At 62.9% G+C, this 15369-nt stretch carries 15 protein-coding genes; 11 read left to right on the top strand and 4 right to left on the bottom strand.

What is annotated here, in order from left to right; genetic code table 11:
* Position 1: 1 nt before the first annotated feature.
* From nusA to pnp, 6 genes are all read left to right on the top strand, one after another.
* The gene (nusA, locus tag XpopCFBP1817_RS02100; protein WP_128415778.1) at positions 2-1513 is read left to right on the top strand and encodes a transcription termination factor NusA; all 1512 of its coding nucleotides are present in this window, start codon (positions 2-4) and stop codon (positions 1511-1513) included.
* Between the two features lie 95 nt (positions 1514-1608).
* Entirely contained in the window at positions 1609-4320 is a 2712-nt protein-coding gene (gene infB, locus XpopCFBP1817_RS02095) for a translation initiation factor IF-2 (RefSeq protein ID WP_167393786.1), read from the top strand.
* A 158-nt stretch (positions 4321-4478) separates the two neighbouring features.
* The gene (gene rbfA / locus XpopCFBP1817_RS02090) at positions 4479-4871 is read left to right on the top strand and encodes a 30S ribosome-binding factor RbfA (protein WP_128415776.1); all 393 of its coding nucleotides are present in this window, start codon (positions 4479-4481) and stop codon (positions 4869-4871) included.
* Positions 4872-4952: 81 nt separating this feature from the next.
* A complete protein-coding gene (gene truB / locus XpopCFBP1817_RS02085) occupies positions 4953-5879 on the top strand; it encodes a tRNA pseudouridine(55) synthase TruB (protein WP_128415775.1) in 927 nt (308 codons plus the stop codon).
* Between the two features lie 156 nt (positions 5880-6035).
* Positions 6036-6296 carry a 30S ribosomal protein S15 gene (gene rpsO, locus XpopCFBP1817_RS02080; RefSeq protein WP_006450548.1) on the top strand — a complete coding sequence of 87 codons (261 nt, stop codon included), beginning with the start codon at positions 6036-6038 and terminating at the stop codon, positions 6294-6296.
* Between the two features lie 169 nt (positions 6297-6465).
* A complete protein-coding gene (gene pnp / locus XpopCFBP1817_RS02075; RefSeq protein WP_128415774.1) occupies positions 6466-8580 on the top strand; it encodes a polyribonucleotide nucleotidyltransferase in 2115 nt (704 codons plus the stop codon).
* A gap of 167 nt (positions 8581-8747) precedes the next feature.
* Here pnp and XpopCFBP1817_RS02070 read toward each other — a convergent pair whose 3' ends face one another.
* From XpopCFBP1817_RS02070 to XpopCFBP1817_RS02060, 3 genes are all read right to left on the bottom strand, one after another.
* A complete protein-coding gene (locus XpopCFBP1817_RS02070; protein WP_128415817.1) occupies positions 8748-9800 on the bottom strand; it encodes a DUF2272 domain-containing protein in 1053 nt (350 codons plus the stop codon).
* 62 nt (positions 9801-9862) lie between these two features.
* Entirely contained in the window at positions 9863-10747 is an 885-nt protein-coding gene (nadC, locus tag XpopCFBP1817_RS02065) for a carboxylating nicotinate-nucleotide diphosphorylase (protein WP_128415773.1), read from the bottom strand.
* Positions 10744-11013, bottom strand: coding sequence for a Trm112 family protein (locus XpopCFBP1817_RS02060; protein WP_128415772.1), 270 nt, complete (start codon positions 11011-11013; stop codon positions 10744-10746). The genes nadC and XpopCFBP1817_RS02060 overlap by 4 nt, the downstream gene beginning before the upstream one ends.
* A 58-nt stretch (positions 11014-11071) precedes the next feature.
* Between XpopCFBP1817_RS02060 and purE the strand changes: the two genes are divergently transcribed.
* Both purE and XpopCFBP1817_RS02050 read left to right on the top strand, forming a co-directional pair.
* Positions 11072-11575 (top strand): 5-(carboxyamino)imidazole ribonucleotide mutase, encoded by a 504-nt coding sequence (purE, locus tag XpopCFBP1817_RS02055; RefSeq protein WP_128415771.1) that lies wholly within the window; start codon positions 11072-11074, stop codon positions 11573-11575.
* Positions 11572-12717 (top strand): 5-(carboxyamino)imidazole ribonucleotide synthase, encoded by a 1146-nt coding sequence (locus XpopCFBP1817_RS02050; RefSeq protein ID WP_128415770.1) that lies wholly within the window; start codon positions 11572-11574, stop codon positions 12715-12717. Before purE ends, XpopCFBP1817_RS02050 begins: the two co-directional genes overlap by 4 nt.
* A gap of 154 nt (positions 12718-12871) precedes the next feature.
* Here the strand turns inward: XpopCFBP1817_RS02050 and XpopCFBP1817_RS02045 are convergent, their stop codons facing one another.
* Positions 12872-13450 carry a superoxide dismutase gene (locus tag XpopCFBP1817_RS02045; RefSeq protein WP_128415769.1) on the bottom strand — a complete coding sequence of 193 codons (579 nt, stop codon included), beginning with the start codon at positions 13448-13450 and terminating at the stop codon, positions 12872-12874.
* Between the two features lie 121 nt (positions 13451-13571).
* Between XpopCFBP1817_RS02045 and grxD the strand changes: the two genes are divergently transcribed.
* The 3 genes from grxD to XpopCFBP1817_RS02030 are packed head-to-tail and all read left to right on the top strand — an operon-like array spanning position 13572 to position 15228.
* Entirely contained in the window at positions 13572-13892 is a 321-nt protein-coding gene (gene grxD, locus XpopCFBP1817_RS02040; RefSeq protein ID WP_128415768.1) for a Grx4 family monothiol glutaredoxin, read from the top strand.
* On the top strand, positions 13889-14632 hold the full coding sequence (locus tag XpopCFBP1817_RS02035) for an SDR family NAD(P)-dependent oxidoreductase (RefSeq protein ID WP_128415767.1): 744 nt from the start codon (positions 13889-13891) through the stop codon (positions 14630-14632). Before grxD ends, XpopCFBP1817_RS02035 begins: the two co-directional genes overlap by 4 nt.
* Positions 14629-15228, top strand: coding sequence for a YhgN family NAAT transporter (locus tag XpopCFBP1817_RS02030; RefSeq protein WP_128415766.1), 600 nt, complete (start codon positions 14629-14631; stop codon positions 15226-15228). Before XpopCFBP1817_RS02035 ends, XpopCFBP1817_RS02030 begins: the two co-directional genes overlap by 4 nt.
* Positions 15229-15369 lie beyond the last annotated feature (141 nt).

The following is a 15369-nucleotide window of genomic DNA, read 5'->3' as shown; positions in this document are numbered from 1 at the left end:
AATGAGCAAGGAACTTTTGCTGGTAGTGGATGCGGTGGCCAACGAAAAGGGCGTGCCGCGCGAAGTGATCTTCGATGCGATCGAGGCCGCGTTGGCTTCTGCAGCGAAGAAGCGCTATCCCGACCAGGACGTGCTGGCGCGCGTGACCATCGATCACAAGGACGGTAACTACGAAACCTACCGTCGTTGGGAAGTGGTCGCCGACGATGTGGTGATGGAGTCGCCGGATCGCCAGATGCGTCTGATGGATGCCATCGACGAAGCCGACGGCGTGGATGTGGGCGACTACATCGAAGAACAGATCGAAAACCCGGATTTCGGCCGTATCGCCGCGCAGGCTGCCAAGCAGGTGATCGTGCAGCGCGTGCGCGAAGCCGAGCGTCAGCAGGTTGTGGACGCATGGAAGGATCGCGTCGGCGAGTTGATCACCGGTGTGGTCAAGCGTGCCGAGCGCGGCAATATCTTTGTCGATCTGGGCGGCAATGCCGAAGCCTTCATTCCGAAGGACAAGGGCATTCCGCGCGATGTGCTGCGTCCGGGCGACCGCGTGCGCGGCTATCTGGCCGAAGTGCGTTCGGAGCCACGCGGCCCGCAGTTGTTCATCAGTCGCGCTGCGCCGGAATTCATGATCGAGCTGTTCAAGCTCGAAGTGCCGGAAGTGGGTCAGGGTCTAGTCGAGATCAAGGCCTGCGCACGCGACCCGGGCGACCGCGCCAAGATCGCGGTGATCGCGCACGACACCCGCACCGATCCAATCGGCGCGTGTATCGGTATGCGTGGTTCGCGCGTGCAGGCGGTGTCCAACGAGCTCAATGGCGAGCGCGTGGACATCGTATTGTGGAACGAGAACCCGGCCAACTTTGTCATCAATGCGATGGCGCCGGCCGAAGTGCAGTCGATCATCGTCGATGAAGACAAGCATTCGATGGACCTGGCCGTGGCAGAAGATCGCTTGGCCCAGGCGATAGGCAAGGGCGGCCAGAACGTGCGTCTGGCCAGCCGCCTGACCGGTTGGCAGCTCAACGTGATGACCGCCGACCAGGTGGCCGCCAAGTCCGAAGCCGAGCAGATTTCCGCGCGCCAGTTGTTCATGGATCGCCTGGAAGTGGACGAAGAAATCGCAGCGATCCTGGTGACCGAGGGTTTCAATACGGTCGAAGAAATCGCCTACGTGCCGGTCGGCGAGTTGCTGGCGGTGGAAGGCTTCGACGAAGACATCGTCGAAGAGTTGCGCGCCCGTGCCCGCGATGCGTTGCTCAACGCCGCGCTGGCCGAGGAAGAAGGCCTGGAAGGAACTCAGCCCACCGAGGACCTGCTGGCGCTGGAGGGGATGGACGAGGAAACGGCCTTTGCTCTGGCCGAGCACGGCGTGCGCACCAGCGAGGATTTGTCCGACCTGGCAGCGGACGAGATCGTCGACTTCGGCATCGAGGGTTTGACCCAGGAGCGCGCTGCGGCGCTGATCCTGGCAGCCCGCGCCGAGGAGATCGCCCGTTTGGAGCGCGGCGAATGAGCCGGCAATGAACCGCGCCCTGACCCCATCAGGGCTTAGAATCAGCGCTTACCTTGCTCTGGGCGAGGGGGCGCCAACCAGATCATAGGATCCGAATGTCGCAGCAAACCACCATCCGCAAGCTTGCCGAACTGGTCAATACGCCGGTCGATAGACTGCTGGTTCAACTGGCCGAGGCCGGGATGAAGTTCAGCGGTCCCGACCAGGTCGTGACCAGCACCGAGAAGATGAAACTGCTTGGCTTCCTGCGTCGTACGCATGGCAAGGCTGAGACGCCTGCCGAAGCGGCAAGCGAAGCAGCCAAGAAGATCACGCTCAATCGGCGCAAGCTGCAGGAAGTCACGGTCAGCGCCGGCCGCACCAAGACTACGGTTAACGTGGAAGTGCGGCAGAAGCGTACTTACGTGAAATCCGATAACGAGGTCGCCACCCGTCCGGTACCGATGACGCCGGACGAAGAGCGCGCCGACATCATGCGCAAGCTTGCCGCATCGCGTCAGCGCAATCTCGACGAGCAGCAGGCCCTGGCCGAAAGCGACCGTGTGCGCGACGAAGCGATTCAGCGCAAGCGCGATGACGAGCAGGCCGCTAAGGACCGCGTCGAAGCCGAGCGCAAGGCTGCCGAGGAAGCCGCTGCGGCTGCCAGTGCGCCGGCGCCGGTGGCTGCCGCGCCCACGCCGTCTGCCGCTCCTGCAGGGCGTGCGCCTTCTTCGCCGTCTTCTGCACCGCGTCCGGCCCGTCCGGCTGGCGCATCGCCGGCGTCGCGTCCGGCGACGCCGGCCCGTCCGGATGATCGCAATAATGCGGCCAAGCACAAGACGCGCGGTTCGCACGTCATGGTGGCCGGCGTCGAAGACGACGATGCGACCAAGCGATTTGCCGGGCAGTTGCATCTGTCCGCTGCCGATCGCGCGCGTCGTACCAATGTGCGCAGCAAGCCGACCGGTCGTCCGGGTTCGTCTTCCTCACGTCGTGGCAATGATGGCGGGCGTGGCGGCAATCAGGGCAACAGCGGCCCGCACGGGTTCGAGCGTCCAACTGCACCGGTGGTACGTGAAGTGGCGATCGGCGAGACGATCACCGTGGCCGATCTGGCGCAGAAGCTCGCGCTCAAGGGCGGCGATGTGGTCAAGGCGCTGTTCAAGATGGGCGTCATGGCGACCATCACCCAGAGCATCGACCACGACACTGCGTCGCTTGTGACCGAAGAACTCGGCCACAAGGCCTCACGGGCAGACAATGCCGACTTCGAGGATGCGCTGCTGGCGCATGCCGAGGGTGCAGAAGGCGATGCGGTGCAGCGTCCGCCGGTGGTGACCATCATGGGTCACGTCGATCACGGCAAGACCTCGCTGCTGGATTACATCCGTCGAACCAAGATCGCCTCGGGCGAAGCCGGCGGTATTACGCAGCACATCGGTGCGTACCACGTCGAAACCGGCCGTGGCGTCATCAGCTTCCTGGATACGCCCGGCCATGCCGCGTTTACCTCGATGCGTGCACGTGGCGCCAAGATCACCGATATCGTGGTGCTGGTCGTCGCTGCCGATGACGGCGTGATGCCTCAGACCAAGGAAGCCGTGCAGCATGCCAGGGCGGCAGGCGTTCCATTGATCGTGGCAGTGAACAAGATCGACAAGGCCGGTGCGGATTCGTTGCGGGTCAAGAACGAATTGCTGGCCGAAAACGTGGTGGCCGAAGACTTCGGTGGCGATACCCAGTTTATCGAAGTGTCGGCCAAGACCGGCCAGGGCGTGGACACGCTGCTGGACGCGATCTCGTTGCAGGCCGAAGTGCTGGAATTGAAGGCGCTGTCGGAAGGTCGCGCCAGCGGTACCGTCATCGAGTCGTCGTTGGACAAGGGCCGCGGCCCAGTCGCCACGGTGCTGGTGCAGCAGGGTGCGCTGAAGAAGGGCGATTACCTGGTCTGCGGTATCCAGTACGGTCGTGTGCGTGCGTTGTTCGACGAGACCGGCCATCAGCCGAGCTCGGCGGGCCCGTCGATTCCGGTGCAGGTGCTCGGCTTGTCCGGCGTGCCGGAAGCCGGCGACGACTTCGTGGTGGTCGACGACGAGCGTCTGGCCAAGGACGTGGCGCAGCAGCGCGAAACCAAGCGTCGCGAGTCGCGTCTGGTTTCCTCGGCGACCAACCGCATGGAAGACATCCTGGCGCAGATGGGCAAGGGTGAAGGTCAGCAGGTGTTGAACCTGGTGATCAAGGCCGACGTGCAGGGGTCGGTGGAAGCGCTCAAGCAGTCGCTGGTGGCGTTGTCCAATGACGATATCCGCATCAACGTGATCCACTCCGGCGTGGGCGGCATCACCGAGTCCGATGCGAATTCGGCCGCTGCGTCCAAGGCGACGATGATCGGCTTCAACGTGCGTGCGGATGCATCGGCACGCAAGATCGTCGAATCCAACGGCGTAGATCTGCGTTACTTTTCGATCATCTATGACGTGATCGATCAGGTGAAGCAGGTCGCTTCCGGTCTGCTCGGCGTGGAAATCCGCGAAGAGATCATCGGTATCGCCCAGGTCCGCGATGTGTTCCGCAGCTCCAAGTTCGGTGCGGTTGCAGGCTGCATGATCATCGAAGGCACTGTGAAGCGCAGCAAGCCGATCCGCGTGCTCCGCGACAGCGTCGTTGTGTTCGAAGGCGAGCTGGAATCGCTGCGTCGCTTCAAGGAAAACGTCGAGGAAGTGCGCAACGGTACAGAATGCGGTATCGGCGTGAAGGCCTACAACGACGTCAAGGCCGGCGATCAGATCGAGTGCTTCGAGCGCATCGAAGTCGCGCGTACGTTGTAACGACTGCCGGGGCCTGCGGGCCCCGGAGTCGGCAAAGCTGGAGTCGGTAACGCGCGATTGCGTACAGCACGTTTTGCAAGGCGAGGGCGGCATGGCCGCCCACGTTCGTTTTTGGCTTCGTTGCCATCTGGCCCTCCGAATCAACCAGGTCCACGACCATGCCAACCAAATCATTCCATCGCACCGACCGCGTGTCGGCGCAGGTGCGTCGCGACCTCGGCACGATCGTGCACGCGGCCGTGCGCGACCACGGCTTGCCGTCGGTCAGCGTGTCCGATGTCGAAGTCACCCGCGACCTCGCGCATGCCAAGGTGTTCGTCACCGCGCTGCAGCAGGAGCGCTCGGTCGAAGCGGTCAAGGGGCTCAAGGAAATTGCCGGTCAGCTGCGTACGCAGTTGGCGCGCGCTATGAAACTGCGCCACGTGCCCGAGCTGCACTTTCATTACGACGATTCGGTCGATCGTGGCGAGCGCATCGACAACCTGTTGCGTGACCAGGACGATATCGGCCCCGAGGCTACGTCCAGCGACGAAGACGCCGAGCAGCGCTAAGCGCTGTCTGGTCGGCCGCCTCTTTGTACGCGGCCCTGATTTCAACGGGCACGCACGGCGCCCGATTCGAGCATTGATCTTTTGAAACCCCGCATCGTCTATCGCCCGCTACACGGCATCCTGTTGCTGGACAAGCAGGCAGGGCTCAGTTCCAACACTGCATTGCAGGCCGCACGCCGCTTGCTGCGCGCCGAAAAGGGCGGCCATACCGGCAGCTTGGATCCGCTGGCCACCGGCTTGTTGCCGTTGTGCCTGGGCGAGGCCACCAAGATCGCCGGCGTGTTGCTCGGTTCGGCCAAGACCTACGACGCCGAGGTCGTGCTGGGTGTCACCACTGATACCGACGATGCCGATGGCGAACCGCTGCGTGAGCGTGCGGTGCCCGAGCTGAGCGAAGACGCCTTGCGTGCGGCGCTGGCGCTATTTATCGGCCGTATCGCCCAACAAGCACCGATCTACTCTGCACTCAAGCAAGGCGGCGAGCCGCTGTATGCCAAGGCACGCCGCGGCAAGATCATCGAGGCACCGGTACGCGAAGTCGATGTACATGCGATCAAATTGATCGGATATGCAGCGCCACGCCTGCAACTGCGCGTGACCTGCGGCTCGGGCACCTACATCCGCAGCTTGGCGCGCGATCTGGGCGAGGTGTTTGGTTGCGGCGCGCATATCGCGTCGTTGCGTCGGCTATGGGTCGAGCCGTTCCGCACCCCGCAGATGATCACACTGGAAGCGCTGTCGGCAGCCCTGGAAACAGGCACCGATGCGCAGGAGTTGTTGCTGCCGATTCAGGCTGGATTTGCCGATTTTGCGAGGATCACCCTCGATCAGGCGCATGCGGCCCGTTTCCGCATGGGCCAGCGCTTGCGCGATGCCGCATTTCCGGCTGGCCAGGTGGCCGTGTTCGGACCAGACGGAATCCCCTCAGGCCTAGGCCTGGTGGACATGGAGGGGCGGTTGTCGCCCCAGCGGTTGTTCAATGGACTGAACGAAGTCCAGGCTTGTTAATTTTGAGTCAACTTGTCCCCAGGCTTGCACGACGTTACAATTTCGCGGCCCCGTTCGGGGCACCTCCAGCGCCAAGCGCGCTCATCCCAAGCAAACGGCGAGTCCGGCGGTGCGTCATGCACGTTCCTGTCGACCACGCATCTATCGAGAAAACACATGTCCGTCGACACCCAGAAAGTGATTGAAGACAACAAGCGCAGCGCCCAGGACACTGGCTCTCCTGAAGTGCAGGTCGCGCTGCTGACCGCTCGCATCGAACTGCTGAGCGGCCACTTCAAGACCCACAAGAAAGATCACCACAGCCGTCGTGGTCTGCTACAGATGGTCAACCGTCGCCGCAGCCTGCTCGACTACCTGAAGAAGAAGGACAGCGAGCGTTACAAGTCGCTGATCGAAAAGCTAGGCCTGCGCCGCTAATAGAGTCCTACCACCGCGGTGCAGCGATGCGCCGCGGTTTTATTTTGGTCATACGCATTCCGTTATTTGCTCGATGCAATTCACGGGCCGGAGCCTCCCGGCCGCCCGTTCTCGGCATGGGTCGACGACGGTCCAACGAAGATAGCGACACCTTAAGGAAAAAACCTCCGTGGCAAAAATCACCAAAACCTTCCAGTACGGCAAGCACACCGTCACCCTGGAGACGGGCGAAGTCGCTCGCCAGGCAAGCGGCGCCGTCATCGTCAAGTTCGACGACACCGTACTGCTGGTCACCGCCGTCGCCGCAAAGACCGCGCGCGAAGGGCAGGACTTCTTCCCCCTGACGGTTGATTATCAGGAGAAGTTCTATGCCGGCGGCCGCATCCCGGGCGGCTTCTTCAAGCGCGAAGGACGTGCGACCGAGAAGGAAACGCTGATCTCGCGCCTGATCGATCGTCCGATCCGTCCGCTGTTCCCGGAGGACTACAAGAACGAAGTACAGATCATCGCCACGGTGATGTCGATGAACCCTGACATCGACGGCGATATCGCCGCGCTGATCGGCGCATCGGCCGCACTGTCGCTGGCCGGTACCCCCTTCAACGACCCGATCGGCGCCGCCAAGGTGGGCTACAAGAATGGTGAGTACATCCTCAATCCGACCATTACCGAGCTGAAGGATTCGCAGCTGGAGCTGGTGGTTGCAGGTACCGCCAATGCGGTGCTGATGGTGGAGTCGGAAGCTGCGCTGCTGTCCGAAGAAGTGATGCTGGGTGCGGTCACCTTCGGTCATCGCGAGCTGCAGAAGGTCATCAACGTGATCAACGAGCTGACCGTCGAAGCCGGCACCAAGCGCAGCACCTGGGTTGCGCCTGCCAAGAACACCGCGCTGATCAGCGCGCTGAAGGAAGCGGTCGGCGCGCAGCTGTCCGGTGCCTTCCAGGTGCGCGACAAGCTGCAGCGTCGGGACGCGATCTCTGCGATCAAGAAGGACGTGCTCGAGTCGCTGGCCGGCCGTGTTGCCTCGGAAGGTTGGAACAACGCCGAGCTGTCGAAGGAATTCGGCGAGCTGGAATACCACACAATGCGCGACTCGGTCCTGGAGACCAAGGTGCGTATCGACGGCCGTGCACTGGATACCGTGCGTCCGATCTCAGCGCAGGCAGGCATCCTGCCGCGTACCCACGGCTCGGCGTTGTTCACCCGCGGCGAGACGCAGGCGATCGTTGTCACTACGTTGGGAACTGCCCGCGATGGCCAGGTAATCGATGCCGTCAGCGGCGAGTACAAGGAAAACTTCCTGTTCCATTACAACTTCCCTTCTTACTCGGTGGGCGAGTGTGGTCGTTTCGGTGCGCCCAAGCGCCGCGAAATCGGCCACGGCCGTCTGGCCAAGCGCGGTGTGCTCGCTGTGATGCCGAGCCTGGAAGAATTCCCGTACACCATTCGCGTTGTCTCGGAAATCACCGAGTCCAACGGTTCCTCGTCGATGGCTTCGGTGTGCGGCAGCTCGCTGGCGCTGATGGATGCCGGCGTGCCGGTCAAGGCACCGGTGGCGGGTATCGCCATGGGCCTGGTGAAGGAAGACGACCGCTTCGTGGTGCTGTCCGACATCCTGGGTGACGAAGATCACCTGGGCGATATGGACTTCAAGGTGGCCGGTACTGCAGAAGGCGTGTCCGCGCTACAGATGGACATCAAGATCGAAGGCATCACCGAAGAGATCATGAAGCAGGCATTGCAGCAGGCCAAGGCTGGCCGTCTGTACATCTTGGGCGAGATGTCCAAGGCGCTGACCACGCCGCGTCTGGAGCTGAGCGACTACGCGCCGCGCCTGCTGACCATCAAGATCCACCCGGACAAGATCCGCGAAGTGATCGGCAAGGGTGGCTCTACCATCCAGGCGATCACCAAGGAAACCGGTACGCAGATCGACATCCAGGACGATGGCACGATCATCATCGCCTCGGTCAACGCCATCGCCGCGCAAGCTGCGAAGTCGCGCATCGAGCAGATCACCTCGGACGTGGAGCCGGGCCGCATCTACGAAGGCAAGGTCGCCAAGATCATGGACTTCGGTGCGTTCGTCACCATCCTGCCGGGTAAGGACGGTCTGGTGCACGTCTCGCAGATTTCCAGCGAGCGCGTGGAGAAGGTCGGTGACAAGCTGAAGGAAGGTGATCTGGTCCGCGTCAAGGTGCTTGAAGTGGACAAGCAGGGTCGCATCCGTCTGTCGATCAAGGCCGTGGAAGAGGGCGAAGGCCTTCCGGCTTCAGCCGAGTAATCGCTGCTGTTTGATGCGTCACGAAAAAGCGGGCTTCGGCCCGCTTTTTTGTTGTCGGTTCGGTAATAATCCGTGCTTTGTTCCTTACTCCATGCAGGAGAAGGTGCCGCAGGGGCGGATGAGGGTGCGAGCGAAGCCTCGTGTGGTTGAAACGAAGCTCCGTACCCTCACCCCGGCTGCTGTGTCGGCGCAGGCTGTGTTTCCGGACGCGGTGGCACAACGCGTGGAAAACCTGGCGGCATCGTTTGATCTGCGGGCGCAGCACTAGGCACCGGCAGCGACTCAATCGGCGGCGGTGCGGTCATTGCCGCATCAGGACGCAGCTTCAACAAAGCCGCCCAATCGCGACGGTTGAAATCGCACAGTTCTTCGTGCGCTGGCGTGCATTCGCTGGCGATGCCGAGGCGGTCTTCGTTCTGGTCCTGAGCAGTGTCGGACTGCGGTGTCGGCAGCACCACGCGGCCGGCGCGATCCAGCGGCATCTTGCGCATCATCACCGTGTTGAACACATTGCCGCCGATCAGATACAGCGTGCGGTCGCCACCGACGTTGGCGGCCACCACCACATCGCAATGCGATTGCCACAGCATCGGTACATTACCGCCAAGCTCAGCCTTGAGCCCGGCATAGCCGAGCGAGGCAGTGCGCCCGCGCAGCAGGCAGAGCATATCGCCGGGGGCGGGTTTTTCCACTGCAGGATCGGTGAACTGGTACGGGCCGCTGGCGCCGTCGTTGTAGGCGCTGCGGATGTAATCCAGATGCCGCGCGGAGCGATGGAAGCCGCTCAGGCCGGCTTGCGTCATCACCCATGAAATGAAGGCTGCCGACCATGGATTGTCGACCAGAAACGCGCGGCATTCGCTGGCGGTGTAGCGCGTGCCATCCAAGGCTGCACAGTTCGATGCACCGGGGCGACTGCCCATCGATGCCAGCGTGCCGCTGTCGCGCCAGTAGCCTGCGACACGTTGCCACGCCACCACGCCGTGGTCGGCGAGATAGCTCGATTCGGCTTCGGTAACACCAAGACTGGCCAGACGACCTTTGGCATCAATGAAGGGGTGCTGCCACAATCGGTGTTCGTTGCAGGCGCTGCGTACGATGGCGATTGCGGCCGGGCTGGTGCCGAACCGTGGCGGCATATCGCACACTTCTGCGGCTGCCGCGCTGCCGCCGCATGCGGCCAACAACAGACAGATCCACGGCCACGGTTTTACAGTAATCGAAAATCCAGCACTGAGCAATCGCAGCAGGCTGACAGAGCTGCGTGCGAGCACACGTGAAATCAGTGCGGCGGCGGGCCGAGTTTGAGCGAAAGATCCACCGCTTGCACGTGCTTGGTGAGGCCGCCGATGGAAATACAGTCAACGCCATCGTTGGCAATCGCGGCAATGCCGGCCAGATCCACGCTGCCAGACACTTCGAGCGGAATACGCTGTTCTTGCGGCAAGGCGGCAACGAGAAGCACCGCTGCACGGCGCCTGGCCGGGTCGAAGTCGTCGATCAGGATGCGCGTGCAGCCCACCTGCAATGCTTCGCGCAGTTGCTCCAGCGTTTCCACTTCGACCACCAGCGGTAACTTCGGTTGCTGTGCACGTGCGGCATGCACGGCGTCGCTCAACGAGCCGGCTGCGCGAATGTGGTTTTCCTTGAGCATCACCGTATCGAACAAGCCGATGCGGTGATTGTCGCCACCACCGCAGCGCACCGCGTATTTCTGCGCTGCGCGCAGGCCCGGCAGCGTCTTGCGCGTATCCAGAATGCGCGTGCCGGTACCGGCCACCGCAGCAACGTAAGCAGCGGTGGTGGTTGCAGTGGCCGAGAGTGTTTGCATGAAATTGAGCGATGTGCGCTCTGCGCTGACCAGGCTGCGGCTGCTGCCATGCAGGATGGCCAGCACTGTGCCAGCACCAACATGCTGGCCTTCGTGCACCTGCCAGTCGATGCGCACCTGCGGATCTAGCGCGCGATGCGTGGCATCGAACCATGGCCGGCCGGCGATCACCGCATCCTGCTTGCACAGCAGATACGCGCTGTCGGCCTGATCGGGCAACAGCGCGGCGGTCACATCGCCGGTGCCGATGTCTTCGGCCAGCGCGCGTGCCACATCGGCATCCACCAGCGCGGCCGGCGGCGCCTCCGGCACGGTCGTGCGCACGGGAGAAGTCACTTCTCGGGGAAGCCGGCGATCTGTGCTGTGCCGATGGCTTCTTCGGCCAGCAGCACCGGAATGCCGTCGTCGACGCGGAAGATCTGCTTACGGTCGCGGGTGATCAGCGCCTCGCGCAGCGGCTGTGCCTGCACGGTCCCGTCGGCACGCTGCAGGTTTCCGCCGGCGATGGCGGTGTTGAGTGCTTCCAGGCCCTTGCCGTCGAGCAGCGAGAGCGGTTGGCGGGTGTCGGGCGAGCACAGCAGGTAGAGCAATTTGCGATCCATCGAAGTCTTGTCTTGCGTGGAAGATGGCTAGAATACGTCTTTACCGCAGGGCAGGGCCATGATCTCCAACCACTCCGCGCCGCTGGTCGGCATCGTGATGGGCTCCCGTTCGGATTGGGAGACCATGCAACACGCAGCTCAGAAGCTCGATGCGCTAGGCGTGCTTTACGAAGTCAAGGTGGTCTCTGCGCACCGCACGCCGGATGTGTTGTTCACCTATGCAGAGCAGGCTGGCGAACGCGGCCTGCGCGCGATCATCGCTGGTGCCGGTGGCGCAGCGCACTTGCCGGGCATGTTGGCGGCCAAGACGGCGGTGCCGGTGCTGGGTGTGCCGGTGCAGTCCAAGGCGCTCAACGGCATGGATTCGCTGCTGTCGATCGTGCAGATGCCAGCGGGGATTCCGGTCGCAACGTTTGCCATTGGTAATGCCGGCGCGGCGAATGCCGCCCTGTTCGCCGCTGCAATGCTGGCGCCCGAGCAGGCGCAGGTCGGCCTGGCATTGGCGCAGTTCCGTGCCAAGCAGACCGACGATGTGATGGCCAGCGACGACCCGCGTCAATGAGCACGGTTGGCATTTTGGGTGGCGGCCAATTGGCACGCATGTTGGTGTTGGCCGGCGCGCCGTTGGGGCTGCGGTTTGCGGTATTCGACCCGTCTGCCGATGCCTGCGCAGGGCAGGTGGCACCGCTGCAGGTCGGCGCATTCGACGAGACCGCTGCGCTTGCCGCATTCGCCGCGCAGGTCGATGTGATCACCTTCGATTTCGAAAACGTGCCTGCCGCCAGCGCGCAGCAGTTGGCCACGCAGGTGCCGGTGTTTCCCAGTGCTGCCGCATTGGCGGTGGCGCAGGATCGGCTCAGCGAAAAAACCTTGTTTCGCGAGCTCGAGATTCCAGTTCCTGAATTCGCCGCCATCGACGACCGTGCGGGACTCGATGCAGCATTGGCTCGCATCGGCACGCCCTGCGTGCTCAAGACGCGTCGCTTCGGCTACGACGGCAAGGGCCAGTTCCGCATCAAGACGCTGGCCGATGCTGATGCCGCATGGGAAGCACTCGGCGCGCAGGCAGTGAACGTCGGACTGATTGTGGAAGCCTTCGTGCCGTTCGAACGCGAGGTCAGCGTGGTGGCTGTGCGCGGCCGCGATGGCGAGTTCCGCGCCTGGCCGCTGACCGAAAACTGGCATGTGGACGGCGTGCTGTCGGCCAGTCTTGCACCAGCAACGGTCGATGCTGCGTTGCAGGCTGCCGCAGAGGCGCATACGCGCGCGATCGCCGAGCGCCTGGACTACGTGGGTGTGTTCGCGCTTGAACTCTTCGTTAGCGATGGCAAATTGCTCGCCAACGAGATGGCACCGCGCGTGCACAACTCTGGCCATTGGACCGCCGAAGGCGCAGAGACCTCGCAATTCGAAAATCATGTGCGTGCGGTGCTTGGTTTGCCGCTCGGCAGCACCGCAATGCGCGGGCATGCCTGCATGCTCAACTGGCTGGGTGCGATGCCGGACGCTGCTGCGTTTCTTGCAGTGCCTGGTGGGCATTGGCACGACTACGGCAAGCAGTCGCGCGATGGGCGCAAAGTCGGCCATGCAACGCTGCGCGCCGATACGCCGCAGCTGCTTGCGCGCGCACTGGTGGACGCTGGCATTGCATTGAAGCGTGATACGCAGGTTGGGCCGGTGGTTGCGCGTTTGAGCGAAGGATGATGCGTAAGGCGCGTGAGCGGCAGTGCGACGATGCAGCGCGAGAACAGGCGTCTGGCGATGTTCCACAGGAAGCCTTGTCGTAAAGATCGATAGCCGCCAAACGTGCGCTTGCAGTAGGCAAGCGATCTATGTGAACCGCAAAAAAACTGCAAGGCTAGCCCAACCGGCTAGCCACAAAATCCCAATTGATCAGCTTCCAGAACGCGTCCATGTACTGCGCGCGGTCCTGCTGGTAATCCAGATAGTACGCGTGCTCCCACACGTCGCAGGTGAGCAACGGCGTGTCCGGCCCGGTGAGCGGCGTGGATGCATTCGGCGTGGCAACGACCGCCAAGGCGCCGTGCGGGCGCTGCACCAGCCACACCCAGCCCGAGCCGAAGGTGCTCAGGGCGACACGGTTGAATTCCTGCTTGAAATGCACGAAGTCGCCGAACGACGTTGCAATGCTGTCGGCCAACCGGCCGAGTGGCTCGCCGCCACCGCGCGGGCGCAGGCATTTCCAATAGAAGTTGTGGTTCCACACTTGCGCGGCCAGATGAAACAGCGTCCCTTGCGCACGCGGGATGATCTCTTCCAGCGTCAGCTCGGCGAACTCGCTGCCCTCAATGCACGCATTGAGCCGTTCGACATCGCTGCGATGACAAACGCAGTGGTGCGCCTCCAATGTAGCGGATGAAAGATGCGGCTCAAGAGCAGCGCGGGAGTAGGGCAGTGCAAGGTGTTCGATCGGCATGATGGCAATGGCAGCGAAGAGAGTGCGGCGACAGGTCGCGTTGAAGGCTTACAATGCGCGCATTTGCGGAAGTCTATCCGACCCGGCGGTCGGGCCTGCCGCTCCCAGTCAGGAGAGTCCAATGCCGGTGATGGAACGGATCCAGGCCGAAGTCGAACAACACCCGATCGTATTGTTCATGAAAGGCACCCCGCAGTTCCCGATGTGCGAGTTTTCCAGTCGCGCAGTGCAGGCGTTGGTCGCTGCCGGCGCCGATCAATTGCGCACCGTCAACGTGCTGGAAGAACCCGAAGTGCGCGCGAATTTACCGCGCTATTCCAACTGGCCGACCTTCCCGCAGTTGTTTATTCATGGCGAGTTGATCGGCGGCTGCGACATCACGCTGGAATTGTTCGAATCCGGCGAGCTCAAGCGCATCGTCAGCGAGGCTTATCAGCCGTGAGTGCGTTGCAGGACCAGTCCGACGCTGCCTTGTTGGACGAGTGTGTGGTGCTGATCACTGGTGCCGCCGGCGGCCTGGGCGCTGCCGCTGCACAGGCATGTGCATCTGCCGGCGCTACCGTGGTGCTGCTCGGTCGCAAAGTGCGCCCATTGGAGCGCATCTACGACGTGGTAGCCAAACTTGGTCCGGAGCCGTTGCTGTATCCGCTCGATCTGGCCGGCGCTACGCCGGACGATTACGCCGCACTTGCGCAACGGCTGCAATCCGAACTTGGTGGCTTGCATGGCCTGCTGCATTGCGGCGCTGATTTCGCTGGTTTGACGCCAGCCGAGCTTGCAGCGCCTGCGGATTTTGCGCGCAACATCCATATCAATCTCACCGCGCGCGCCTGGTTGACCCAGGCCTGCCTGCCGCTGTTGCGGCAGCGGGACGACGCGGCAGTGGTCTTCGTCATTGATGACCCTGCACGCGTTGGCCAGGCCTATTGGGGCGCTTACGGCGCTGCCCAGCATGCACAGCGCGGCCTACTTGCCAGCCTGCACCACGAAACCGCCACCGGCGCGGTGCGCATCAGCGGCCTGCAGCCCGGCCCGATGCGCACCGCGTTGCGCGCGCGTGCTTTCACCCATCAGCAAGACAGCGAGGCGGTCGACCCCGCGCGCTATGCGTCTGCCTGCGTCACCTTGTTGTCTATGGCAGGCGCCGTGCACCGCGGTGCGATCTGGAGTCCTCCCGCATGACCATCCTGTCGGCAGCCTTGCTGCTGTTCCTGATTCTCGACCCGCTGGGCAATATCCCGGTGTTTCTCAGCGTGCTCAAGCCGCTGCCACCGAAGCGCCAGCGCTTCGTGCTCGCGCGCGAGTTGCTGGTCGCCTTATTCGTGCTGATGGCATTTCTGTGGGGCGGCAAGTACGCGCTGGAGCTGATGCACCTGCGTCAGGAGTCGGTGGCGATCGCTGGCGGCATCGTGCTGTTCCTGATCGGCATCCGCATGATCTTCCCGCGCCCGGAAGGCCTGATGGGCGAGATCCCCGACGGCGAGCCCTTCATCGTGCCGCTGGCGATTCCGCTGGTCGCCGGCCCGTCCGGCATGGCCGCGGTGATGCTGATGGGCAGCAACGAACCCACGCGGCTATGGGATTGGAGCCTGGCCCTGATGATTGCCTGGATCGGCGCATCCACCATCCTGGCCTCGGCGCCGCTGCTGTATAAACTGCTCGGTCATCGTGCACTGACCGCGATCGAGCGCCTGATGGGCATGTTGCTGGTGGCCATTTCGGTGCAGATGTTTCTGGATGGGTTGGGCACTTACTTCAAGTTGCCGGTGTCGATTTAAGGCAACGCTGATCAAGCAGCCGCGTCACCTGCACGGCCAATGTTTGAGAACCTGACGGCGTGGATACGCGCAAAAAACGCAAGAATATGGTTAAAAACACAAAATCGTCGTGATTTTAAGCGGTGTGTACCGGCGTCTTTG

It is taken from the genome of Xanthomonas populi, assembly GCF_002940065.1.
GTDB lineage: Bacteria > Pseudomonadota > Gammaproteobacteria > Xanthomonadales > Xanthomonadaceae > Xanthomonas > Xanthomonas populi.
The sequence above is the reverse complement of the archived record's forward strand: the minus strand, read 5'-3'. Positions and strand labels throughout refer to the sequence as shown.

Bases quoted from the DNA above. Each gene is read 5' to 3' on its own strand.
- XpopCFBP1817_RS02060 (WP_128415772.1), bottom strand. From the start codon at position 11,013: ATGGATCGCAAATTGCTCTACCTGCTGTGCTCGCCCGACACCCGCCAA.
- XpopCFBP1817_RS02045 (WP_128415769.1), bottom strand. From the start codon at position 13,450: ATGCCGATCGAACACCTTGCACTGCCCTACTCCCGCGCTGCTCTTGAG.
- rpsO (WP_006450548.1), top strand. From the start codon at position 6,036: ATGTCCGTCGACACCCAGAAAGTGATTGAAGACAACAAGCGCAGCGCC.
- XpopCFBP1817_RS02030 (WP_128415766.1), top strand. From the start codon at position 14,629: ATGACCATCCTGTCGGCAGCCTTGCTGCTGTTCCTGATTCTCGACCCG.
- XpopCFBP1817_RS02050 (WP_128415770.1), top strand. From the start codon at position 11,572: ATGAGCACGGTTGGCATTTTGGGTGGCGGCCAATTGGCACGCATGTTG.
- purE (WP_128415771.1), top strand. From the start codon at position 11,072: ATGATCTCCAACCACTCCGCGCCGCTGGTCGGCATCGTGATGGGCTCC.
- infB (WP_167393786.1), top strand. From the start codon at position 1,609: ATGTCGCAGCAAACCACCATCCGCAAGCTTGCCGAACTGGTCAATACG.
- grxD (WP_128415768.1), top strand. From the start codon at position 13,572: ATGCCGGTGATGGAACGGATCCAGGCCGAAGTCGAACAACACCCGATC.
- nusA (WP_128415778.1), top strand. From the start codon at position 2: ATGAGCAAGGAACTTTTGCTGGTAGTGGATGCGGTGGCCAACGAAAAG.
- rbfA (WP_128415776.1), top strand. From the start codon at position 4,479: ATGCCAACCAAATCATTCCATCGCACCGACCGCGTGTCGGCGCAGGTG.